The organism is Streptomyces sp. NPDC051315 (assembly GCF_044455165.1).
In the GTDB taxonomy this organism is placed as follows: domain Bacteria; phylum Actinomycetota; class Actinomycetes; order Streptomycetales; family Streptomycetaceae; genus Streptomyces.
On record NZ_JBITEN010000013.1, the window covers coordinates 1 to 22,440 of the forward strand.

16 protein-coding genes are annotated in these 22,440 nt (G+C 74.1%); 9 read left to right on the forward strand and 7 right to left on the reverse strand.

The genetic code is table 11. The annotated features are described in order from the left end of the window. Window positions 1-5,321: beta-ketoacyl synthase N-terminal-like domain-containing protein (locus ACIBBD_RS24075; RefSeq protein WP_399421560.1), on the reverse strand; the 5,321-nt coding region annotated here is incomplete at its 3' end. 270 nt (window positions 5,322-5,591) lie between these two features. On the opposite strand from ACIBBD_RS24075, the gene ACIBBD_RS24080 reads away from it, so the two are divergent. Together ACIBBD_RS24080 and ACIBBD_RS24085 are read left to right on the forward strand one after the other, a co-directional pair. Beyond that, a complete protein-coding gene (locus tag ACIBBD_RS24080; protein ID WP_399421561.1) occupies window positions 5,592-6,380 on the forward strand; it encodes a hypothetical protein in 789 nt (262 codons plus the stop codon). A 57-nt stretch (window positions 6,381-6,437) separates the two neighbouring features. After that, entirely contained in the window at window positions 6,438-7,496 is a 1,059-nt protein-coding gene (locus ACIBBD_RS24085) for a 3-dehydroquinate synthase family protein (RefSeq protein WP_399421768.1), read from the forward strand. Between the two features lie 644 nt (window positions 7,497-8,140). On the opposite strand, the gene ACIBBD_RS24090 is transcribed toward ACIBBD_RS24085, so the two are convergent. Genes ACIBBD_RS24090 through ACIBBD_RS24100 form a run of 3 tightly spaced genes read right to left on the reverse strand, consistent with a single transcriptional unit; the run spans window position 8,141 to window position 11,374 of the window. Then, window positions 8,141-8,839: an HAD-IA family hydrolase gene (locus tag ACIBBD_RS24090; RefSeq protein ID WP_399421562.1), complete on the reverse strand. Its 699-nt coding sequence runs from the start codon at window positions 8,837-8,839 to the stop codon at window positions 8,141-8,143. A gap of 31 nt (window positions 8,840-8,870) precedes the next feature. Beyond that, the gene (locus tag ACIBBD_RS24095; protein WP_399421563.1) at window positions 8,871-10,205 is read right to left on the reverse strand and encodes a Gfo/Idh/MocA family protein; all 1,335 of its coding nucleotides are present in this window, start codon (window positions 10,203-10,205) and stop codon (window positions 8,871-8,873) included. Beyond that, window positions 10,202-11,374 (reverse strand): DegT/DnrJ/EryC1/StrS family aminotransferase, encoded by a 1,173-nt coding sequence (locus ACIBBD_RS24100; RefSeq protein WP_399421564.1) that lies wholly within the window; start codon window positions 11,372-11,374, stop codon window positions 10,202-10,204. Before ACIBBD_RS24100 ends, ACIBBD_RS24095 begins: the two co-directional genes overlap by 4 nt. Before the next feature lie 271 nt (window positions 11,375-11,645). On the opposite strand from ACIBBD_RS24100, the gene ACIBBD_RS24105 reads away from it, so the two are divergent. After that, window positions 11,646-12,086, forward strand: a complete 441-nt coding sequence (locus ACIBBD_RS24105; RefSeq protein WP_399421565.1) for a type II 3-dehydroquinate dehydratase — start codon at window positions 11,646-11,648, stop codon at window positions 12,084-12,086. A gap of 24 nt (window positions 12,087-12,110) precedes the next feature. Further along, on the forward strand, window positions 12,111-12,866 hold the full coding sequence (locus ACIBBD_RS24110; protein WP_399421566.1) for a thioesterase II family protein: 756 nt from the start codon (window positions 12,111-12,113) through the stop codon (window positions 12,864-12,866). A 73-nt stretch (window positions 12,867-12,939) separates the two neighbouring features. Here ACIBBD_RS24110 and ACIBBD_RS24115 read toward each other — a convergent pair whose 3' ends face one another. Next, window positions 12,940-13,146: a hypothetical protein gene (locus ACIBBD_RS24115; RefSeq protein WP_399421567.1), complete on the reverse strand. Its 207-nt coding sequence runs from the start codon at window positions 13,144-13,146 to the stop codon at window positions 12,940-12,942. A 168-nt stretch (window positions 13,147-13,314) separates the two neighbouring features. Here ACIBBD_RS24115 and ACIBBD_RS24120 point away from each other — a divergent pair, with 168 nt between their 5' ends. Continuing rightward, on the forward strand, window positions 13,315-14,199 hold the full coding sequence (locus ACIBBD_RS24120) for an ROK family protein (RefSeq protein WP_399421568.1): 885 nt from the start codon (window positions 13,315-13,317) through the stop codon (window positions 14,197-14,199). A gap of 440 nt (window positions 14,200-14,639) precedes the next feature. On the opposite strand, the gene ACIBBD_RS24125 is transcribed toward ACIBBD_RS24120, so the two are convergent. Both ACIBBD_RS24125 and ACIBBD_RS24130 read right to left on the reverse strand, forming a co-directional pair. Continuing rightward, window positions 14,640-17,411: an AAA family ATPase gene (locus ACIBBD_RS24125; protein ID WP_399421569.1), complete on the reverse strand. Its 2,772-nt coding sequence runs from the start codon at window positions 17,409-17,411 to the stop codon at window positions 14,640-14,642. Window positions 17,412-17,612: 201 nt separating this feature from the next. Continuing rightward, window positions 17,613-18,200: a TetR/AcrR family transcriptional regulator gene (locus ACIBBD_RS24130; protein WP_399421570.1), complete on the reverse strand. Its 588-nt coding sequence runs from the start codon at window positions 18,198-18,200 to the stop codon at window positions 17,613-17,615. Window positions 18,201-18,361: 161 nt separating this feature from the next. Here ACIBBD_RS24130 and wrbA point away from each other — a divergent pair, with 161 nt between their 5' ends. The 4 genes from wrbA to ACIBBD_RS24150 all read left to right on the forward strand — a co-directional run bounded on the left by wrbA (window position 18,362) and on the right by ACIBBD_RS24150 (window position 22,440). Next, on the forward strand, window positions 18,362-18,964 hold the full coding sequence (gene wrbA, locus ACIBBD_RS24135; RefSeq protein ID WP_399421571.1) for an NAD(P)H:quinone oxidoreductase: 603 nt from the start codon (window positions 18,362-18,364) through the stop codon (window positions 18,962-18,964). A 192-nt stretch (window positions 18,965-19,156) separates the two neighbouring features. Next, a complete protein-coding gene (locus ACIBBD_RS24140; RefSeq protein WP_399421572.1) occupies window positions 19,157-19,891 on the forward strand; it encodes a hypothetical protein in 735 nt (244 codons plus the stop codon). Further along, window positions 19,878-21,554 (forward strand): GH3 auxin-responsive promoter family protein, encoded by a 1,677-nt coding sequence (locus tag ACIBBD_RS24145; RefSeq protein ID WP_399421573.1) that lies wholly within the window; start codon window positions 19,878-19,880, stop codon window positions 21,552-21,554. Before ACIBBD_RS24140 ends, ACIBBD_RS24145 begins: the two co-directional genes overlap by 14 nt. Window positions 21,555-21,582: 28 nt before the next feature. Continuing rightward, entirely contained in the window at window positions 21,583-22,440 is an 858-nt protein-coding gene (locus ACIBBD_RS24150) for a class I SAM-dependent methyltransferase (protein WP_399421574.1), read from the forward strand.

Here is a 22,440-nt window from a genome sequence, read left to right on the forward strand (position 1 = left end):
GGGCCGTTGACGGCGGCGATGGTGACGTCGTGGTGGTCCTGGAGGAGGGGCAGGATGTCGGTTTCGGAGGCGCCGACGGCGACCATCGCGCCCCCCGCGGGCAGTGCCTGCATCAGCCGTCCACGAGCCGTGACAAGCGCACTCGCGTCCTCAAGCGTGAGTACGCCCGCCACGTGCGCTGCCGCGATCTCGCCGACGGAGTGTCCGGTGACGTAGTCGGGGGTGATGCCCCAGGACTCGAAGAGGCGGTAGAGGGCGACTTCGACGGCGAAGAGGGCGGGTTGGGTCCAGCCGGTGTCGTCGAGTGCGTCGCCGGAGGCGATGACGTCGGCGAGCGGCCGGTCGAGGTGCTGGTCGAGTGCGGCGCACACGGTGTCGTAGGCGTCGGCGAAGACGGGGAAGGCGTCGTACAGTTCCCGGCCCATCCCGGCGCGCTGGGCGCCCTGACCCGTGAACAGCACCGCCAGCGCGCCGTCCGACGGGCGGTCGGTGACCGTCGTCGGACCCGTACCGCCCTGGGCGAGGGCGCGCAGCTCGGCGAGGGCACGCTCCCGGTCGCCGGCGGTCACCACCGCCCGGTGCTCCAGATGGGCGCGGCTGGTGGCCAGCGCGAACCCGACCTCGCGGGCACCAAGCTCCGGACGGTCCGTCAGGAAGGCCGACAGCCGCGCGGCCTGGGCGGGCAGCGCCTCCGCCGACGACGCGGACAACGTCCAGGCGGTGACCGGGACCTCAGGGCCGTCGGCGGGCGCCGGGCCCTCTTCCACGGCCGGCGGCTGCTCGATGATGACGTGGGCGTTGGTGCCGCTGACACCGAAGGAGGAGACCCCGGCACGGCGGGGGCGGCCGGTCTCCGGCCACGGGCGGGCCTCCGTGAGGAGCTCGACCGCGCCCGCCGACCAGTCGACGTGCGGGGTCGGCTCGTCTACGTGCAGGGTCCGGGGCAGCACGCCGTGGTGGAGGGCCTCCACCATCTTGATGACACCGGCGACACCCGCGGCGGACTGCGCGTGACCGATGTTCGACTTCAGCGAGCCCAGCCACAGCGGACGGTCCTGCGGCCGGCCCTGCCCGTACGTGGCGAGCACCGCCTGCGCCTCGATCGGGTCACCGAGCCGGGTACCGGTGCCGTGCGCCTCGACGGCGTCCACGTCGGCGGAGGACAGGCCCGCGTTGGCCAGGGCCTGGCGGATGACCCGCTGCTGGGCCGGGCCGCTGGGCGCGGTCAGGCCGTTGGAGGCGCCGTCCTGGTTGACGGCGCTGCCGCGGATCACGGCGAGCACCTGGTGCCCGTTGCGGCGGGCGTCCGACAGCCGCTCCAGCAGGACCAGACCGACGCCCTCGGACCAGCCGGTGCCGTCCGCGGCCGCCGCGAACGCCTTGCAGCGGCCGTCGGTCGCCAGCCCCTGCTGACGGGAGAACTCCACGAACGACGTCGGCGTCGCCATGACCGCCACGCCGCCCGCGAGCGCCATCGAGCACTCACCGCCGCGCACCGCCTGCGCCGCCAGATGCAGCGCCACCAGCGACGACGAGCACGCCGTGTCGACGGTGACCGCCGGGCCCTCGAGGCCCAGGGTGTAGGAGATCCGGCCGGAGACGACACTGCCCGCCGTGCCGATGCCGATCTGCCCCTCGAGCCCCTCGGGCGTGCGGGGCAGGTTCGAGCCGTAGTCGTGGTACATCACCCCGGCGAACACACCGACGTCACTGCCGCGCAGCGACACCGGATCGATCCCGGCCCGCTCGAGGGTCTCCCACGCCGTCTCCAGCAGGATCCGCTGCTGCGGGTCCGTAGCCAGCGCCTCGCGCGGCGAGATACCGAAGAAGTCCGCGTCGAACTCGCCCGCGTCGTAGAGGAACCCGCCCTCACGGACGTACGACGTGCCGGTCCGGGAGGGATCCGGGTCGTACAGCTCGGCGAGGTTCCAGCCGCGGTCGTCGGGGAACGCCGAGACCGCGTCCACGCCCTCCTCCACCAGCCGCCACAGCTCCTGCGGCGAGGTCACCCCGCCCGGGAGCCGGCAGCCCATCGCCACGATGGCGACCGGCTCGTCGTCGTGGGCGGCACGCACCGCCGCGGTGACGGTGCCGGCGGGTGCGGTGCGCAGCAGCAGCGAGCGCAGGTGCCGGGCGACCGCCTCCGGGGTGGGGTGGTCGAAGGCGAGGGTGGCGGGCAGCGGCAGACCGGTCGCCTCGGTGAGCCGGTTGCGCAGTTCGACCGCCTGGACGGAGGTGAAGCCCAACGCCTTGAAGGCGCGCCGCGAGCCGACCGCGCCCGGTCCGTCCAGCTCGGCGGTGCGGGCCGCCTCCGTACGCACCAGCTCCAGCAGCATGCGCACACCGCCGTCGTCCGGCAGCGCGTCCAGGCGTTCACGCAGGGCCGCGGCGCGCGCGTCGTCGGCCTCGCCGCCGCGCGGCGCGGTGTCGACGAGGTCGTCGAAGAGCGCCGGCACGGCGTCCGCGTGCAGCGTGGCGGTGTCCAGCTGCACCGGGAACAGGCAGGTGGCGGAGGCGAGGTGGGCCGCGTCGAACATGGCGAGCCCGGTGTGCGACGCCAGGGTGCCGACGCCGGCCGGCAGCGGGCCGGACCCCGGCCGCTCGCCGCGCTGCTGCCACGGGCCCCAGGCCAGGGCGCGCGCCGGCAGGCCACGGGCGGCCCGGTGCTGGGCCAGGGCCTGCACGAACGCGTCGGCCGCGGCCTGCGCCGGGTCGGCGGCGAGACCGAGCAGACCGTCCGCCGAGGAGAACAGGACGAACGCCACCGGATCGGCCGCGCGGGTCAGCTCGTGCAGGTGGAGCGCGGCGTCCGCGGCGGCCCGCAGCGGGCCGGCGGACCAGGCGTCGTCGGGGTCCGGGGCGTGCACCACCGTCCCCACCGGTCGCTCCACGCCCGCCAGGACCACCGCGAGGGCCGCCCGGTCCGTGAGGTCACAGGCGTGCAGGGCCACCTGGGCGCCCTGCCCGGCGAGTTCGGCGCGCAGCGCCTCGGCGGCGGGGTCGGCCTCGCCCTGGGCGCTGATCAGCAGCAGGTGCCGGGCGCGGTGCGCCGCCACCAGGTGGTGGGCGGCCGCCGCGCCCCGGGGCCCGGCGACACCGGTGACCACGACGGTGCGCTGCGGGTCCACGAGCGGGCGCGGCACCTCGTCCACGGCGGCCGACACCCGGGCGAGCCGGGCCCCGAGCAGCACGCCGTCGCGCACCGCGAACCGGTCCTCGCCCGAGGCGAGCGCCGTGCGCAGCCCCGCCGCCACCGCGTCGGGCTCCGTACGCCCGTCGACGTCGACGAGCACGATCCGCCCGGGGTGGGCCGCCCGCAGCGCCTCCACATGACCGCGGACCGCGGCGTGCGCCAGGTCGGGCGCCTCGGTGTCACCGGAGGTGGACACCGCCCGACGGGTCGTCACCACCAGCCGGCCACCGTCCCGGCCCGCGTCCGCGAGCCACGGCTCGACGGCGGCGGCGACCGCCCGTACGGCACGCTCCACGGCCTCGCCGTCGGGGCGCGCGGAGCCCGCCGTGGCCTCGGCGACGATCCCGTCCACGGACAGGACGGTGACCGCGGGGACCGCAGCGCCCGAGGCGACGGCCGCGAGGAGGTCCGGCATGCCGGCGTACCCGACGGCCTGCCCGCCCGGCGCCTCGAAGGCCGCGGCATCCGTGCCGACCACCGCCCACGGCCCGGCCACCGGCGCCCCGGCCGGACGCGCGCGCTCGGACAGCGGCACCCAGTCGCAGCGCAGCAGCGCCTCGAAGCGGCCGCTGCCCGCCGCGCGCAGCCGCCCGGGGCGGGCCAGCAGCGCGTGCCGGGTGATCTTCCCGGACTGGGTGCGGGGCACCTGCTCGATCTCGTACAGCTCCTCGGGCACCTTGAAGTACGCCAGCCGCTCCCGGCACGTCTCGAAGACCAGTTCCGGGTCGATGCCCTCGGGGCCGGGCACCAGGAAGGCGACCGGCACCTCGCCGAGCACGTCGTGCGGCTTGCCGACGACCGCGCAGTCCGCGACGCCCGGCACCTTCCGCAGCACCTGCTCGACCTCGCCCGGGTGGATGTTCTCGCCGCCGCGGATGATGAGTTCCTTGATGCGTCCGGTGACGGTGAAGTAGCCGGCGCCGTCCCGGCGGGCCAGGTCACCGGTGCGGTACCAGCCGTCGACCAGCGCCGCCGCGGTCTCCTCCGGCTTGTTGTGGTAGCCGGCCATCACGTTCGGCCCGCTCACCCACACCTCGCCCTCCTCGTCGGTGCCGACCTCGGCCCCGCTCTCCGGGTCGACGAGCCGCACGTTCAGGCCGGGCACCGGCAGCCCGCAGGAGCCCTCGACACGGGCACCCGTGGGCCAGTTGATCGTGATCGAGCCGCAGGTCTCGGTCGAGCCGTACGCGTCGAGCAGCGGCGCCCCGAAGGACTCCTCGAACGCCTGCCGCAGCGACGCCGTGGTGATCGCGCCGCCGACCAGGCACATCCGCAGCGTGGGCGCCCGGAAGCCCCGCTCCCGGGCCGCCTGGACCAGGTAGTGGTACATGGTCGGCACGCCGCCGAGGAACGTGGTCCCGTCCTCCTGGAGCCCCTTGAGGATCTCCTCCGCCGAGAAACCGTCGACGATGCGGGCGGAGGCGCCCACCGAGGTCACGGCGAGCACGCAGAAGATGTGCGACAGGCTGTGGAACAGCGGCAGCGGCCACAGCACCCGGTCCGCGGCGCTCAGGCCCGGCACCGGCACGTAGCACGCGGCCACCGACCACAGGCAGTTGCGCTGGGTGGAGCGCACGCCCTTCGGCCGGCCGGTGGTGCCCGAGGTGTAGAGGATCCAGGCCACGTCGTCGAGGCCGAGGTCGTCCCGGGCCGGCTCGGCCGGTTCGGTGGTGGCCAGCCGCTCGTACGACGCGGCACCCACCGCCGCGCCCGCGCCGTCGGCGCCCACGACCACGATCCGCAGGGCCCGCCCGTCGGCGAGCAGCGTGCGCACCTGGTCCAGGTGGGCCGCGTCCGTGATCAGTACCCGGGCGCCGCTGTCCCGCAGCAGATAGTCCAGCTCGGCGTCGGTGGAACGGGGATTGATCGGCACCCCGATGGCGCCCGCCCGCACGATGGCGAGGTAGCTCTCGACGGTCTCCACCCGGTTGCCGAGCAGGATGGCGGCACGGTCGCCCGGCTGGAGCCGCAGCCCGGCCAGATGCCCGGCCAGCCGGGCCGTGCGCCGCTCCAGCTCGGCGTAGGTGACACTCCGCCGCTCGTCACTGAATGCCGTCTTCTTCCCGAAGGAATTCGCATGTGATTTCAGCAGTTCGGGCAACGGCTTTATCAGTTCCGTGCGCAGCATGACGGACACCCCTTGTTCGGAAAAGACACGAGTACGCGCTCGAAAGCCCAGTCTTGTCCGGTGCGAGGTGGCCGCACCCCCCAGCCCGCCCCCCTACAACCACCCTCATTCAGCGGGTTCATGGGCCGGTGGCGACCGCTCGATGGAAGCCGGATGACCGGCGCCCTACGCTCGGTCGCAGCCCGCTCCCGAAAGGGAGAGTACCGGGCCGAAAGGGAAACGCAACCGTAACCGACGGAGAATAGCGACGCTATTCCGAGGGGATCCGCGATGACGCACAACTGGCTGTTCTGCAGGCTGCCGGGACAGGCCTGGGCCGATACGGAAGCCGCTTCGGCACCCCGGCTGCCGGAGGGAGTCGCCGCGGCCCTGGCCGCGGTCCGTGACGAGCCGGACGGCCACTGGTTCTTCCACCCGTTCCGGGACGGCACCCCGGGCACCGAACTGTGGGTCGGCGCGGGCGACACGGCGGTCCGGAACATCCTCACGCGGCTCGTCGAGGAGACCGGCCGCACCGGCGGCCGGCTGCTGCACCGCTGCGAGGAGCGGGCCCCGGCCCCCACCGACGGCCTGTCCACCCGCTCCAGCGAACTGGCACTCGCGATGGCCCGCTCGGGCGGACTCACCGCGGCCGACCGGCTCGCCCTCGCCGTGCTGCACCTGCGCCACGCGGCCGGTCTGCTGCCGGCCGGCGACCGCTCCGCGTTCCTGTTCCTGTGCTGGCAGCACTGGGCCGCCCCGCTCGACGCCGGGCAGCGCCTCGCGCTCGGCCGGCGTGTCGCCGAGCGGGGCGAGGAGCTGATCGAGGCGTCCGCACTGCTCACCATGGACGCCGCCGTGGCCGAGGCCTGGCAGGCCTACCTGGCCGAACTCGCCGCCCTCACCGCCGACGACACCGAGGGCGAGCACCCCGGCCGGTACCTGCTGTTCGAGCACCTCCGCCTCACCCACCGGCGCCTGGGCGTCCCCGGCCGCACCGAGGCCCTCGCGGCACTGGCGGTACGCGGTGCGCCCGAGTCGGCTCTGGCCCCGGGCGGGCCGGTGCTGCAGAGCGCGTGAGCCGACTCCGGCATCCCCCATGTATTCCGACGTCATCGAAAGGGAGGCCACGTGGCCCTGACATCCGCGCCGGCGAGCGGCGCGCCCTCCGCGCCCCCGGAACAGCGGCGCAGCGTCGCCGTGAACCTGGGCGACCGCTCGTACACCGTCCACATCGGCCCCGGCGTACGGCGGTTGCTGCCCGGCATCGTCGAACAGACCGGCGCCCGCCGGGTGGTGGTCGTCTCCGCACGCCCCGAGGAGTGGGTGCCCGACCCGGGAGTGCCGTACCGGCTGATCGAGGCCCGCGACGGGGAGACCGACAAGAACCTCGCCTCCGTCGACGAGCTCTGCCGCGCCTTCGCCCGGTTCGGACTGACCCGGCAGGACGCGGTGGTCAGCTGCGGCGGCGGCACCACCACCGACACCGTGGGGCTCGCCGCCGCCCTGTTCCACCGCGGCGTGCCCGTCATCCACCTGCCGACCTCCCTGCTCGCCCAGGTCGACGCCAGCATCGGCGGCAAGACGGCCGTGAACCTGCCCGAGGGCAAGAACCTCGTCGGCACGTACTGGCAGCCGAAGGCGGTCCTGTGCGACACGGACTACCTCGCCACCCTCCCCGAGCGCGAACTGATCAACGGCTACGGTGAGTTGGCCCGTGCCGCGTTCATCGGCACCGGCGACATCCGGCACCTCCCGCTGTACGAGCAGATCGCGGCGAGCGTGGCGATGAAGGCGGCGGTGGTCATGGCCGACGAACGCGACAGCGGCCCGCGCCATCTCCTGAACTACGGCCACACGCTGGGCCACGCGCTGGAGATCGCCACGGACTTCGCCCTGAAGCACGGGGAGGCGGTCGCGATCGGCACGATCTTCGCGGCCCGCCTCGCCGCCGCCCTGGGTCGCATCGACGACACGCGGGTCGCCCAGCACCTGGAGGTGGTCTCCGGCTACGGCCTCCCCACCGCCCTGCCCCCCGGCCCCAGCCCCGCCGACCTGATCGCCCTGATGCGCCTGGACAAGAAGGCCACCACCGGCCTGGCCTTCGTCCTGGACGGCCCCCGGGGCCCCGAACTGGTCCAGGACGTCCCCGAACCGACAGTCCTCCACACCCTGCAGTCAATGCCCCGCCGCTGACCCCCACCCGAAGGAGCCCCATCCCCCAGGGATGGGGCTCCTCCCCATGCCCACCCTCACCCCGCGGAACGGACCGCCCCCGAAACCCTCTCCGCACCCGCCCGTGCACCCCAGGGCCGGGCCACACCCGATCGCTCCCGCACGCGCGAGCCGGCGAAGCCAGTCGGGCGTCCTCCGATCGCTCCCGCACCGGCAAGACGGCGGAAGCAGTGGGGCCGCCCCCGAACGCAACCGCACTCGCGATGCGGCGGAAGCGGTCGGGCCGCCGCCCGAACGCACCCGCACCGGCAAGACGGCGGAAGCGGCGGGCCGCCCCGAACGCACCCGCACTCGCGAGGCGGCGGGAGCGGGTCGTGGCGGTGCGGCGCAGCCCGTCGCTCAGCGCTGCACAGCCCACGTCCACTCCCACCAACGGGCAGCCGTACGCCCAACACGCGACGGGTTCGCCGCACCGCCACGACCCCGGCCCCACGACGACCCCCAGGCGACCGCCGCCAGGCGACCGCCCAAAGCTGCCCCCGGCAGCCACCCCCCCCCGCAGCCCCCGCAGCCGCCCCCGGCAACCACCTCCCCCGGACGGCGAACGCCAAAAGTCCCGGCCCCCGAAAGGGAGCCGGGACCAAGGCCCGCCCAGCCGAGCGGAGCTACACCGCCGGTGTCGTGCTGCCGAGCAGCCCGAGCAGACCCTCCGGGGACGACAGCACCGCATCCGGCCCGGCAGCCAACAGCTCCGCCTCGTCGACGTCCGCCCAGACCGCCGCGACCGCCGCCACTCCCGCCCCCCGGGCACTGCTCAGGTCGGTCACCGCGTCACCGACCATCAAGGCCTCGTGCGGCTCGACCCCCAGCAGGGTCAGGGCACGCCGCACGATGTCCGGCGCGGGCTTCGGCCGGGGCACCTCGTCCGAGCCGATGATCTCGTCGAAGAGGTCGAACACCCCGAGCTGGGACAGCAACGCCCGCGCCCGCGGCCCGCTCTTGCCGGTGGCCACCGCCGTCCGCACGCCCCGCGCCCGCAGCTCCCGCAGCAGGTCCACCACTCCGTCGAACAGCCGCACCTCGTGGGAGCGGCGATAACTCTCGCGGACGAAGGGCTCCTCCATGGCCGGAGGCAGTCCCATGATCCGCATGATGTCGGGAAAGTAGCGCCCCTGGTGCCGGTTGTACTCCTCGAAGGGCACCGCGCCGTCGCCGACGACCTCCCGGTACGCCACCGTGAAGGCGTGACGCATGACGGCGAAGCTGTCCACGAGGACGCCGTCGAGGTCGAAGACCACCGCCCGCACGTTGCGTTCACGCCAGTCGGCGGGCTCGACGACGGTCATGCCGGTGTTCTGGGTCATGGAACTGTCCTCAAGTGTCATGGAGCTGTCCTCAAGCGAGAGTCGGGGCAGGGGTCGCCTGCCCGCCCGTCCGGTTGCGGGGGCCCGCGGTGTCCCCGGCGCCTGCGGCGTCCGCAGAACCCACGGTGTCCACGGCGCCCACGGTGCCCGCGGAGCCCACGGCGTCCGCGGAGAGGGATCCCGCCGAGCCCGTGGTCCGGGCCGCGCGGGCGGAGTCGTACAGGCGCTCGATCACCTGGATGGTGCGGAGCGTCTCGGCGGCCGCACGGCCACGGCTCGCCGGGTCGGCCAGCAGCGCGGGGATGCCGTCGAGCTGGCGCATGTACTCGGCGCCCACCGGTTCCTGCGGGAACGGTACGGCGCTGACCTCGCCGTCCCGGGTGAGCGTGAGCTCGGAGTCCACCCGGTTCGGGCTGAACCCGAAGGTGCAGCGCAGTGTGGCGGTGCCCGCGCTGCCGTCGACCCGGATCAGGGTGACGTCCCGGGGCTCGTGCGAGGCCCAGCCGGCCCGCAGCGACACCGACACCCCGCCGTCGGCGACGATGAACCCCCGCACCGTGTCCTCGACATCACCGTCCACCTGCCCGTCGGCCGGACCGCCCGCCGGACCGCCCGCCGGACCACCGGCCGGACCGCCCGCCGCACCCGCCTCCGCACCCGCCGCCCCGGCCCCCACCGCACCGTCGCGCCACGCCGCCCGAGCCGCCGCACTGCGCACGAAGTCGTCGGAGACCGTCGCCAGCGCCTGCTCGAACCCGACCTCGCCGAGCAGCGGCGCGACCGTGTCGAGGAGGTGCCAGCCGAGGTCGACCAGGGCACCGCCGCCGGAGAGACTGCGCCGGGTGAACCAGCCACCGGCGTCCGGGATCCCGCGGGACCGTACCCAGGACAGTTCGACGTGCCGGATCCGGCCGAGCCCCCGCACCAGGTCGCGCAGTGCGAGCACGTCGGCGCGGTGGCGGGCGGCGGAGCCCGCGAGCAGCACCGCCCCGCCCGCGCTCTCGGCGACCATCAGCCGCCGGGCCTCGTCGGAGTCGAGACAGACCGGCTTCTCCACGAACACCGGGATGCCGTTGGCGAGCAGCCGGCAGGCGATGTCCGCGTGGAGATGGTTGGGCACCGCGACGATCGCGAGATCGGCATGGCGGGACGTCAGTTCGTCCACGCTGGACAGCAGGTGGGTCTCGGTGAGGGACTGGACGGCGTTGGCGCAGGCGACCGGGTCGGGGTCGACGACGGCGCTGACCGTGAAGGCCGGGTGGGCGTGCAGCCGCGGCAGCCAGATCGACTTGCCCGCCCAGCCGAGCCCCACCACCGCCACCCGCACCGGGGGCTGCGCCCGCGAGACGGAGCCCGGAGCGCTCATGCCGAGGCCAGGGAGGAGGAGACGACGTCGGCGACGGTCTCGGCGATCCGGTGGATCTGCTCCTCGGAGGCGAGCAGCGTGCGGTGGTGCAGCCAGATCGCGTCGTTGTTGATCGCCTCGGAGTTCGGGCAGCGGGCCGCGATCTGCTCCACGGTCTCCTCGGGCGCCCCGGTCTCCCAGAAGCCGTCGGAGCGGTAGATGGCGCGGAAGGCGATGAACGCCGGCAGCCCGGCCGCGACCAGCTCGTCGACCAGCGCGTTGCGCCGCTCCTCGCTGAGTCCCGGCACCCGGAACATCGCCATGTAGTGCGGGTGCGAGGTGACCCGCGGGTCGTGCTTCTGCGGCACGACACCCGGGATCTCGGCGAGCAGCGAGCTCAGCAGCGGGGCCCGCTCCTCACGGGTGGCGAGCTGCTCGGGGTAGCGCTTGAGCTGGGCGCGCAGCACGGCCGCGGAGAACTCGTTCATCCGGAAGTTGGACCCGGACGTCCGGTGCAGGTACTGGCGGTCGGTCGCGGGCCGGCCGCAGGAGTGGCGCAGGAACGCCTCCTCGTACAGCTCACGGTCGGGGAAGAGGACGAGTCCGCCCTCGCCGGCCGTCATCAGCTTGCCGTTCTGGAAGCTGAACGCGGCGACCGAGCCGAGGTCGCCGTAGCCGCGGTCCTGCCAGCGGCCGCCCTGGCCGTGCGCGGCGTCCTGGATCAGCGGTATCCCGTGGGCGGTGGAGATCTTCTCCAGGGCGTCCATGTCCGGGAAGTGGCCGGCCATGTGCACCGGCATGATCGCCCGGGTCCGCTCGGTGATGGCGGCCTCGGTGGCCGCGGGGTCCAGGCAGTACGTCTCGGGGTCGACGTCGACCGGGACGGCGACGGCGCCGAGCCGCTGGGCCGCCTGCGAGGAGGAGATGAAGGTGAAGGCGGGCACGATCACCTCGGTGCCCGGCCCGATGCCGAGGATCTGCAGGGCGAGTTCGAGGGCGTGGGTGCCGTTGGTGACGGCGAGCGCGTACTCGGCGCCGTGGAACTCGGCGAACTCCCGCTCGAACGTGGCGACCTCACTGCCGCCCATGCGCCACCACTGGCCCTGCTCCAGCGCCCGGATCAGGCCCTGACGCTCTTCGTCCCCGTACTGGGGCCACACCGGGATCTCGAGCGGCTTACGGTCAGACATGCGCAACCATTCCTTTTCGGGGAGAGGGTCGTCGAAGACGGCCCGGAATTCATCGGGCCCGGCGGGAAACATGACCAAAAAGGCCGAGGTATTCACACCGCCGCTAGCACGCTACACCGCCGATGACGAGGCTTCGCATCCCCTACCGGCCCCCCAGAAACGCCCCTGTCCCGCCCTGCGCGAACCCCTGGCATTTCCGGCGGATTCCATTCGATGCTACAAGTTTTCCCATCCTCCGAGACAGAAATCTCCGAGACAGAAAGGCGGGATCGTGACCGCGATACTCCTGCTGAACGGGCCCAACCTGGGCATCCTCGGGCGGCGCGAGCCCGAGATCTACGGCACGGAAACCCTGTTCGACATCGAGAAGGCCATCGAGAAGGAGGTCGCCGAGCGCGGCTGGGACATCGTCTCGGTGCAGCGCGACTCCGAGGGCGAGCTCATCCGCTCGATCCAGGAGCACTACTACACCGCGGGCGCCATCGTGAACCCCGGCGCGCTCATGATCAACGGCTGGGGGTTGCGGGACGCCCTCGCGAACTACCCCAAGCCGTGGATCGAGGTGCACCTGTCGAACGTGTGGGCCCGCGAGCAGTTCCGCCACGAGTCGGTGATCGCCCCGCTCGCCGACGGCGTGGTCGTCGGCATGGGAGCCCTCGGCTACCGCCTCGCCGCCCGCGCCCTGCTGGAACTGACACCGCCGATCGGCTGACCGCGTCCCCCGAGGTGAACCCCTGTGAACCAGACCGAAGTCGACCACGACACGTGGATACGGCGTTACCACCCGGCCCCGGACACCGCCGTCCGGCTGGTCGCCCTGCCGCACGCCGGCGGGGCCGCCACCTGGTACCGGCCGTTCTCGGCGGCCCTGACGCCGGACGTCGAGGTCCTGCCGGTGCAGTATCCGGGCCGGCAGGACCGCCGGCGCGAGGAGGTGATCACCGACGTCCACGACCTCGCGGACGCGATCACCGAGGCCCTGATCCCCTACCTGGACCGCCCGTTCGCCGTCTTCGGCCACAGCATGGGCGCGACGGTGGGCTTCGAGACCGTACGACGCCTTCAGGCCCGGGGGCTGACACCGCTCAGGTTCTTCGCCTCGGGCCGGCCGGCACCGTCGCTGGACCGGGACCATCTGGTACACCGGCTCGACGACGCCGGTGTCCTCGCCGAGCTGCGGACGCTCAGCGGCACCGACCCGCTGCTCTTCGAGGACGAGGAGCTGCAGCAGCTGATGCTGCCGGTGGTCCGCGGCGACTACCGCGCGGTCGAGACCTACCGCTGCGCGCCCGGCGCCACGGTGGACTGCCCGGTGACGGTGCTGGTCGGCGACAGCGACCCGAGGGTCTCCGTCGACAGCGCCGCCGCCTGGTCCCGGCACGCTCCGGCCGGCGCCGACCTGCACGTCTTTTCCGGCGGTCACTTCTTCCCGGCCGACCACCAGGAGGCGATCACCGCCCTGGTCCGCGACACGGTGCTGCCCGCGCCGTGACCGCGCGGGGGCGGCCGACGCCTCCCGGCCGCCCCCACCCCGTACGCCCGCCGACCGCGGCCCCGACCCGTTCTCACCGGTGCTTTTCCCGGGGGGCCGGGGGAGAGGCGGGCGGGACGTGCCCGACCGCGGCGGCGACGGCCTCGACCGACTGCACCAGGGCGGCCCGTAAGGGGGCCAGCGGGTCGGACGGGTGGTCATCGGTGCTTCCCGCGAAAATGCGCAGCACCGTTTCTCCCGCCGCGGCGGGACTTTCCGTACGCCACTGCTGCAGGGACATGGCTCCTCCGACTTCCCTGTCCGGTATTCGGCGTGGGTGGAACACTCTGCTGCCGAACGTATCCGTGACCTCCGGGACGCGATTCCCGGGAACACCCCCCTGCCCGCCCCCGGAAGAAAAGCCGGATGACCGGAGAAAAGAATTTCCCCGCACAGGAGAAGGGACGTCATGACTCACCTCGGAATGGACGTCGGCGGCACGAAGGTCGCCCTGCGTGCGCTGGCTCCCTCGGGCGAGCACACCGAGACCGTCTTCCGCTGGCCCGAGGAGCGCAGCGTGGACGCCGACCTGGCGGCGCTCGCCGCCCACACCCGGACGCTGGTGCCGGCCGGGGCCGTCGAGGCGGTCGGGGTGGCGATGCCCGCGACGCTGGACGCGGAGGGCCGGGTCGTCGCCTGGCCGGGGCGGCCGTTCTGGAGAGGGGTCGACCTGCGGGCCGAGTTGACCGGACTGCTGCCCGGCGCGCGGGTCGACTGCGCCGACGACGGTGACCTCGGCGCCCTCGCGGAGGCCGACGCGGCGGGCTGCCGCGACCTCGTCTACCTCGGTGTCGGCACCGGCGTCGGCGGAGGCATCGTGCTGGACGGCCGGCTCGTGCCCGGCCTCGGCCGGGGCTCCTGCGAGGTGGGACACATCGTCGTGGACCGCTCGGGGGAGCGGTGCGCCTGCGGGCGGCGCGGCTGTGTGCAGGCGGTCGCCTCGGGCCCCGCCACCCTGCGCCGGGCGGCAGGGCTCCGCGACACCCCGGTCGAGTTCACGGAGCTGCGGGACGCGTTCGTGGCGGGCGAGGAGTGGGCCACGGCCGCCGTCGACGAGAGCTGCGCGGCCCTGGCCGCGGCGGCGGTCTCCCTGACCGAACTGGTCCACCCCCGGCGCGTCGTGGTCGGGGGCGGCTTCGCCGCGGGCATCCCCGGTTACGTGGCGAGGGTGGCCGCCCACACGTCCGCCCTGGCCCGCCCCGGCGCTCCGGCCCCCGAGATCCACGCGGCACGCCTGGGCGGCCTGTCCTCCCTGACAGGAGCACTGCTCCTGGCCCGCACGGCGGAACCCTGACCCCCGGTCCCCCACGAGGACGCTGCCGCTCGGGCCCGCCCTTCCCGACGGGAGCGCTGCTCGTGCCCGGCCGGAACGGCCTTGGCGGCCCGTCGGGAGGGAGCCCTGCTCCCGTCCCGGAGGGAAGGCCCTGGAGGGGCCCACCCTTCCCGACGGGGGGACTGCTCCTGTCCCGGAGGGAAGGTCTTGGAGGTCCGCCCTCCCCGACGGGGGACTGCTCATGCCCTGCCCGGAACGGCCTCGGAGGCCCTCCCGTCGGGGCCCCGCTCCTGCCCCGGCCGAAACGGCCCCGGAGGCCCGCCCTCCCCGACGGGGCCCCGCTCCCGCCCCCGGCCGGACGGCCCTGAGGCCGGGGCGGGCAGCCCCAGAGGCCGGTTCCCCCGCCGGGTTTCAGGGGCGGAGCCCCTGAAGAAGACCCCGCCGTCGTGCCGGCGGCACCCTCACGCCGCCGTCCCGCTGCCCGTCTCCACGCCCAGCCCGGCCGGCAGGTCCTTGCGGCGCTTGATGCCGAGCTTGCGGTACGTCCTGGTGAGGTGCTGCTCGACGGTGCTGGGGGTGACGTACAGCTTGAGGGCGATCTCGCGGTTGGTGTAGCCGCGTACCGCCAGCGCCGCGACCCGGCGCTCCGCGTCGGTGAGTCCGGCGCCGGCGCCCGGCTCCCTGGCGGGAGACTCGCCGCCCAGCGCCTCGGGCGCGGACAGCAGTTCCTCGCACAGCGGCTCCGCCCCGCACAGCTGCGCCATGTGACGGGCCCGGCGGAACAGCATCCGGGCCCGGCGGCTGTCCCCGGCCTCGAACTGGGCGCGGCTGAGATCGGCCAGCACCCGGGCCTGCTCGTACTGGTCGCCGCACTCCTCGAAGAGGTCGAGCGCCTCGTTGAGGAGGGCCGGCATGCGCTTGACCGGGCTGACCGCCGCCATCATGCGCAGCGCCAGCCCCCGGGTGTGCGGCCGGGCCGCGTCGGGCCGGCCGAGCTGGTCGTAGGCGAGCTTCTTCGCCTGGTCGGCGTTGCCCAGCCGCAGCCAGGCCTCCGCCGCGCCGGTGCGCCAGGCGGGCAGGCCCGGTCCGTCCAGGCCCCAGGCCCGCATCCGCTCGCCGCAGGCCATGAAGTCGGCGAGGGCCGCGTGGCTGTGTCCGGTGGCCAGCCTGCAGTGCCCGCGGGCGTACAGGTAGGAGACGCCGTAGCGGCTGGCGAGCATGGCGTCGGGGACCGACTGGGTGAGCTGCCGCGCCACCTCCTCGAAGTCGCCGGTGCGGGCGGCGGCGAGCAGCAGGCTGCCGAGCGGCAGCCCGACCGCGGTGCCCCACGCCTTCGCCGGCAGCAGCACGAACGCGAGCCGCGCCTGCTCCAGCGCACCGGCCAGCTCGCCCAGCCGCAGCGCGGCCTCCGCCCGTGCCGCCGCGATCAGGGCGCGGGTGGTCACCGGCAGCAGGTGGACGTCCTCGGCGACCAGCCGTTCGCACCAGGCGAGCGCGTCGCCGGGCCGGTCCGCGGCGGTGAGCACCGTGAGCGCGGTGAGCATGGCCTCCGCGCTCCACTCCCCGGCCCGGCTCCGCGGCAGGTCCCCGAGGACCAGTTCGGCGAGGTCGGTCACCCGCTGCGGCCGGCCCCGGGTCAGGGCGTCCGCGAGCACGCCGGTGACGTGCAGCAGCGGGCCGGAGCGGGTCGGCGCCCCGAGGAACGGCGCGGTCGCGGCGGTGGCCTGCGGCCGGTTGTCCATGGCGAGTTCGGGGTGGTTCCAGGCGAGCCAGTGCTCCAGGTCGAGCAGGTCCGTGCGCTGGCCCGGCTGCGGGGTGCGGGCGGTGGCGCGCAGCCGTTGCAGTACCCGGCCCGCCTCGTCGGTGCGGCCGTGCCACAGCAGCCGCTGGACCAGCGCGAGACGCTCCGGCCGTTCCAGCCGTCCGGCGTCGGCGGCCACGCCGAGCGCGCTGAGGTGCCGGGCCGCCCCGGCGGGGCTGCTCAGCCATTCGGCGTGCAGGAGCCGGGCGAGGATCGCGGGCCGCTCGCCCTCGTCCGCGCACGCCCGGTGCGCGAGTTCCAGACAGGCGACGGCGGTGGCCCGCTGGTCGGCGACGAGCGCGCGTTCGGCCGCCTCGCGCAGCGCCTGGACGGCCCAGTCGCCGGGCGCGGACTGGGTCTCGACCAGGTGCGCGGCCACCCGGGAGACCGGCCCGCCGCGCTGGTGCAGCAGCCGCGCGGCGGCCAGGTGCAGCCGGTCCCGTTCGGTGTGCCCGAGCGCCTCCAGTACGGCGATCCGCGCGGCCGGGGCCCGGAAGTCGCCCTCCGCGAGCAGCCCCGAGCCGTTCAGCGTGGCCAGGACGGTGCCCACCTCGGCCTCGGACACCCCGGCCAGCTCGGCGACCTCGGCCGGGCTGCGTTCGGGTCCGAGGACGGCGAGCGCGCGGACCACGGCGAGCGGGGCGGCGTCGCCGCGCTCGAGGTGCCCGGCGAACGCGGCGCCGTACCCCTGTGCCCGGATGCCGCCGCTGGTGGTGAAGTCCTCGATCAGGCTGCTGAGCAGCAGGGTGTTGCCGCCGGTCAGCCGGTGGAAGTCGGGGGCCAGCGCCGGTGCCCGCTCGGCACCCAGCCGTTCGGCGACCAGTTCGTGCACCCCGGCGGCGGTGAGCGGCTCCACGGCCAGCCGGGTCACATACGGCTGGCGCTGCAACTCCCCGCGGAAAAACGGCAGTTCGGTGGAGGTAGCGGTGTCGTCGCCGAGCACGACGTACACCGGGAGCGATCCGATGCGGCGGATCAGGTGCAGCAGGCAGTGCAGGCTGGCCGCGTCGGAGTGGTGCACGTCGTCCACCGCGAGCAACAGCGGTGCGCGCGTGGCGATTTCGAGGAAGACGCGGCAGAGGCGGTCGAAGAGCTGCACCGCCTCGGTTCCCGGCGCGGTGTCCACGGCCGGCCCCTCGGCGGCCCGTTCGAGCCAGGTGGCGGCCTGCCGGCCCAGGTCCCCGGGCAGGGCGGCACCCCGCACCAGCTGGGCCATGATCCCGAGCGGCAGCGCCCGTTCGGGCCGCGCTCCCACGGCCCGCAGCACCTGGAAGCCGAACTGTTCGGCCTGCCCGATGGTGTGGTCGAGCAGCTCGGTCTTCCCGTTCGGGCCGGTGCCGTGCAGAACCACGGCGCGGCCTCGGCCCGTTGAGCATTCGGACATCAGACGGCTGAGCGAGTCGATGTGCTGATGTCGTTCCGCCAGTCCCACGCGTATCCCCCTTGAACTGGTGCCCGCGCCCGGCGCGAGGCGATCGATCAGGAAGCGGTTTTGACGCTAGCCGCGGCCGGGTAACTGGATCGTTCATCGGGCGCCACCGCCGGAGAACCGTCGCGCGCCGCCGTGGCAACCGGCCGGTAATCGGCCGGGCACCGGCGCTCCTCGGCCCCCTTCCCGGCGTCGCGGACGCGGCTAGAGTGCGAGCAGGCCATCGATTCCGGCCTTGACCTGGTCCGGTGTCAGGTCCTGTTCGACCGTGAGGTGTTCGAACAGGCTCGGCACGAACGGCGCGAGCAGCAGGTGCGCCAGGACCGTCGGGTCCTCCTCCGGTCTCAACTGCCTGACCAGCATGGCCACATGGGTGTGCATGGTGAGGTAGGCCCCGCTGGAGTAACGGGCTTTCGGTGACGCGGCCTCGGCCGCGCGCATGATCGTCAGTTGCTCGACGATCCGGTCGGCGACCGCGTGCAGGAACGCGCGGAGCCGCTCGGCGGGCGGGGCGCCGGGGCCGAGCGGAGGGGGCCCGGTCATGAACGCTTCCTGGAAGCGCTGCTCTCCGTCGTCGAGCAGGGCGAACAGGAGCCGGCTGACGTCGCCGAAGCGGCGGTAGACGGTGCCGACGCCCATGCCGGCGGCGTGGGCGACGGCGTTCATGGTCACGGCCTGCGGGCCCTCTTCGGCGACCAGGCGCGCCGCGGCGTCCAGGATCTTCCGGCGGTTGCGGGCGGCGTCCGACCGCTCCGGCGGTGTCTGGCCGATGACGGGGAGTTCGGGGGTCATGGTTCGAGGTTAGCGGATACCTATCCGTTTTCCTCTCCTGAACCGCTTGTAAACCGGATCGCTATCCGTTTTACTCGAGGTACGACGAAGCGGATACCGATCCGCTTCGTCGCGGCAGTCTGTTTCGCTCTTAACGATCTCTGCTTGGAAGGGGCCTCATCATGAGTGCCAAGGTCGCGGTCATCTACTACTCGTCCACCGGTAACGTCCACAAGCTCGCCACGGCGGTCGCCGAGGGTGCGGAGAAGGCCGGCGCCGAGGTCCGGCTGCGCCGGGTGCCGGAGCTGGCCCCGGAATCCGCCATCGACTCCAACCCGGCCTGGCGCCAGCACGTCGAGGCCACCAAGGGCATCGAGGTCGCCACGCTCGACGACCTGTCCTGGGCCGACGCCTACGCCCTCGGTTCGCCGACCCGCTTCGGCAACATCGCCGCCCAGCTGAAGCAGTTCATCGACACCTCCGGCGGCCTGTGGCAGCAGGGCGTCATGGCCAACAAGCCCGCCACCGGCTTCACCAGCGCCTACAACACCCACGGCGGCAACGAGTCGACGACGCTCGCCCTGTACAACACGTTCCACCACTGGGGCTCGCTGATCGTCGCCCCGGGCTACGCGGACCAGGTCGTCTACCCGGCCGGCGGCAACCCGTACGGCACCTCCCACGCGGGCGCCGACGCCCCGTCCGAGGAGACCCTCGCCGCCGCCCGCTACCAGGGCGAGCGCCTCGCCACCATCACCGCCCGCCTGCTGGCCGGCACCAAGTGACACCCTGACCGCACGCAGGTCCCGGTGGCCGCCCCGATCCACGGGGCGGCCACCGCTGCTTTCCCCGGCGCCCCACCGTCCCCGACCTCCCCTGGTGACCATGGAGTTACGCCGGCGAGAACCCGGCATTCCCGGCCTCTGTTTGCATGATCGGAGTCGCAGGCAACCGACGCCGTACCAGGGGGAGGAACGATGGCCGTCCAGACGGAGCAGCCCACGGAGCAGCCCACGGACCAGCCGACGCAGCGGCGGACACAGCGGCCGGCACAGCGGCCGGCGGACGCGTCCGGCACCACGCACGCGCCCTTCTGCGTCCTGCTCGGACCGGACTACGCGGGCAAGTCGTCGGCGCTCGGGCACCTCGGCCGCAGCGAACCCCGGTGGCGGATGCTCTCCGTCGACGACGCCTTCCTCGCCCCGGAACACGCCCTCATCGGCAGGCTCCGCCGGCACGCCCTCGAGGACGTGGCCGCCCACCAGAACGCCTGGTCACCCGAGTTGTTCGCCACCCTGGTGCAGGCCGGCGTGGTCCACCTGCGCGACGAGCTGCTGCGCGCCGACCCGGACACGCCCGTGCTGGTCGACTCCTACTACTACAAGCTGCTGGCCAAGTGCCGGCTCGCCGGCGCGTCCGACGGCCCGCTCTTCGCCTGGTGGCGGACCTTCCCCCAGCCGCTGCGGGTCGTCTACCTCGACGTCACGCCCGAAACCGCCTGGCAACGTTGTCGGCGGGGCGCCGACCTGAACCTCCTGGAGTACTACGGCCCCCACCCGGAGTGGGACGCCTTCCGCCGCTACCAGAACGACCTCGCCAAGAGCCTGCTCGGCGAGATCCAGCACCTTCCCCTGACCGTGATCGCAGAACAGGACCGCCCGGAGGACACCGTGGCGGCGATACGAGAGGTGCTCACCCGTGAGTTCGCCTGACGCCTGGACGGACCCCGACCGGCTGCGCCGCTACCGCGACCGCGTCCTCACCGAACGGCGGCGCCTGCGCGCCGCGTTCACCGACCCCGACGCCCACCAGCGCCGGGTCCTCGCCGACCTGCTGGAGTACAACTCCCGCACCGCGTACGGACAACGGCACGGCTTCGACCGCATCCGCACCCTCGAGGACTACCGCAGCGCCGTACCGCTCCAGACGTACGCGGACCTCGAACCGTACATCGAGCGGGCCGCCGCCGGAGAGCCGGACGTCCTGACCGCCGACCGCCCCGCGGTCTTCTTCACCAGCAGCGGCAGCACCGGCGCGCACAAGAAGATCCCCGTCACGCCCCGCTTCATGCGCACCACCTTCTTCCCCTTCTACTACGCCGCCTGGGCGCCCCTCATCGAGCACGTCCCGGAGGTCCTCGCGCACCCGGCCGCCGTCCTCAACCTCAAGCACGACCCTGTCGCCGCCCCGCCCACCACCGCCTCCGGGCGCCCCCACGTGGGCGCCAGCCAGGTCGACTTCGGGGCCACCTTCGGCGAACCCCTCTCGGCGGAACCCGGCACCGGCGCCTCCTGGGCGACCCTGCCCGTCCCGGTCGCGGCCGGCGACCACACGGAGAAGATGTACCTGCGGCTGCGCCTGGCCGCGGAGCACGACGTGCGGTGCGTCATCGGGATCAACCCGGCGATGGTCGCCGCCCTCCCGTACCAGCTGCGCCTGTGGTGGCCGCGCATCCTCAAGGAGATCCACGACGGCACCCTCGGCGGACTGCCCCACGGCTCCCCGAACCCCGCCCGCGCCGCCGAACTCGAGCAGCTCGCCGGCCGTCACGGCACGGTCCGCCCCGCCCACGTCTGGCCCCGGATGCGCGCTCTGTTCTGCTGGACCACCGCCGTCGCCTCGCTGTACATGCCGCGGCTGCGCGAGGAGTTCGGCACCCACGTCACCGTCCTGCCCGCCCCGGTCGCCGCCTCGGAGGGACCGGTCGCCGTCCCGCTGGACCGCCACCCCACCGCGGGCAGCCTGGTGGTGACCGCCTCGGTGTACGAGTTCGCCGACGCCGACGAGGACCTCGCCCCGGACACCGCCACCCTGCGCCCGCACGAGCTGGAGGCGGGCCGCGACTACCACGTCGTCTTCAGCCACGTCGGCGGCCTGTACCGGTACGCCGTCGGTGACGTCGTCCGCGTCGTCGACCACCAGGACGGCGTGCCCCGCCTGGAGTACGCCGGCCGCGCGGTGCGCTCCGACCACGCCGGGGAACGGCTGCGCGACGCGCAGGTGATCCGGGCGCTGTCCGCCGCCCTGTCCGCCACCGGCCTCGAACTGCGCAACGCCGCCTGCCGGGTGCCCAGCGGCCCACGGCCGGCCTACACGTTCGCCCTGGCCCCGCTCACCCCGTGGAGCCCGGAGGAGTCCGAGCGCTTCACCGGCCTCCTCGACCAGGCCCTGGCCCGTGAGTCCTCCGGTTACCGCGCGGCCCGCGCGGACGGACGGCTCGCCGCGCCCGCGCTGCTGCTCCTGGACCCGGAGGCGTTCCAGCGCGACTGGCAGGACCGCGTCGACAGCGGCATCCGCCCCACCCAGGTCAAGGACCGCCTGTTCCGCCAGGACCCCGGCCAGTGGTCCCGCCTCACCGGCCGCACACCCGCCTAGCACCCCCGACCGAGAGAGGGACACCCCCATGACCGCACGACTCGACGCCGTCGAGCGGACCGCGCTGCTCACCGCCGCCCTGCGGGCCGCCGAGACCCGCCGCCCGGACCGCCTGTACGCCGACCCGTTCGCGGACCGGCTCGCCGGGGACATCGGCCCCGACCTGCTCGCCGAGGTCGTCGCCGCCACCTTCCCGCCGGGCCGGCGACGGACGCTGCCCAGCACCCCCGACTACAACGCGATCCGCACCCGGTTCTTCGACGACTACCTCCAGGACGCCGCCCGGGACCCGCACACCACCCAGATCGTCCTGGCCCCCGCCGGCATGGACTCGCGCGCCCACCGCCTCGACTGGCCCGACCGGGTGCGCTGGTTCGAGGTCGACCGGCCCTCCGTCCTCGCCTACAAGGACGACCGCCTCGGCGACGCCGAGCCCCGCGTCCGCCACCACAAGGTCGCCGTCGACCTCACCGACCCCGACTGGGCCGACCGCCTCCAGGACGCGGGCTACGACCCGGCCGTCCCCTCGACCTGGCTCCTCGAAGGGCTCCTCTACTACATCCCCGAACCGGACGTGCACCGCATCCTGGAGCAGGTCGCCGCCGTCTGCGCCCCGGGCAGCCGCATCGCCGCGGACGTCGTCAACGCCGCCGCCCTCACCCTGCCCGGCATGCGGGGCCTGCTGGAGGTGTTCGCCGGCTGGGGCTGCCCCTGGCTGTTCGGCACCGACGAGCCGGAGGCCCTCTTCGACGCGTACGGCTTCGACGTGCGGGCGGTCCAGCCGGGGGAGGAGGGCGCCGACTTCGGGCGCTGGCCCGACCCGGTGCCACCCCGCTCCGAACGCGAGGTGCGCCGGGTGTTCTTCGTGCACGGCAGGCGCCGCTGA

Bases quoted from the DNA above. Each gene is read 5' to 3' on its own strand.
- ACIBBD_RS24080 (WP_399421561.1), top strand. From the start codon at position 5,592: ATGACGCACAACTGGCTGTTCTGCAGGCTGCCGGGACAGGCCTGGGCC.
- ACIBBD_RS24090 (WP_399421562.1), bottom strand. From the start codon at position 8,839: ATGACCCAGAACACCGGCATGACCGTCGTCGAGCCCGCCGACTGGCGT.
- ACIBBD_RS24095 (WP_399421563.1), bottom strand. From the start codon at position 10,205: ATGAGCGCTCCGGGCTCCGTCTCGCGGGCGCAGCCCCCGGTGCGGGTG.
- ACIBBD_RS24100 (WP_399421564.1), bottom strand. From the start codon at position 11,374: ATGTCTGACCGTAAGCCGCTCGAGATCCCGGTGTGGCCCCAGTACGGG.
- ACIBBD_RS24115 (WP_399421567.1), bottom strand. From the start codon at position 13,146: ATGTCCCTGCAGCAGTGGCGTACGGAAAGTCCCGCCGCGGCGGGAGAA.
- ACIBBD_RS24120 (WP_399421568.1), top strand. From the start codon at position 13,315: ATGACTCACCTCGGAATGGACGTCGGCGGCACGAAGGTCGCCCTGCGT.
- ACIBBD_RS24130 (WP_399421570.1), bottom strand. From the start codon at position 18,200: ATGACCCCCGAACTCCCCGTCATCGGCCAGACACCGCCGGAGCGGTCG.
- wrbA (WP_399421571.1), top strand. From the start codon at position 18,362: ATGAGTGCCAAGGTCGCGGTCATCTACTACTCGTCCACCGGTAACGTC.
- ACIBBD_RS24140 (WP_399421572.1), top strand. From the start codon at position 19,157: ATGGCCGTCCAGACGGAGCAGCCCACGGAGCAGCCCACGGACCAGCCG.
- ACIBBD_RS24150 (WP_399421574.1), top strand. From the start codon at position 21,583: ATGACCGCACGACTCGACGCCGTCGAGCGGACCGCGCTGCTCACCGCC.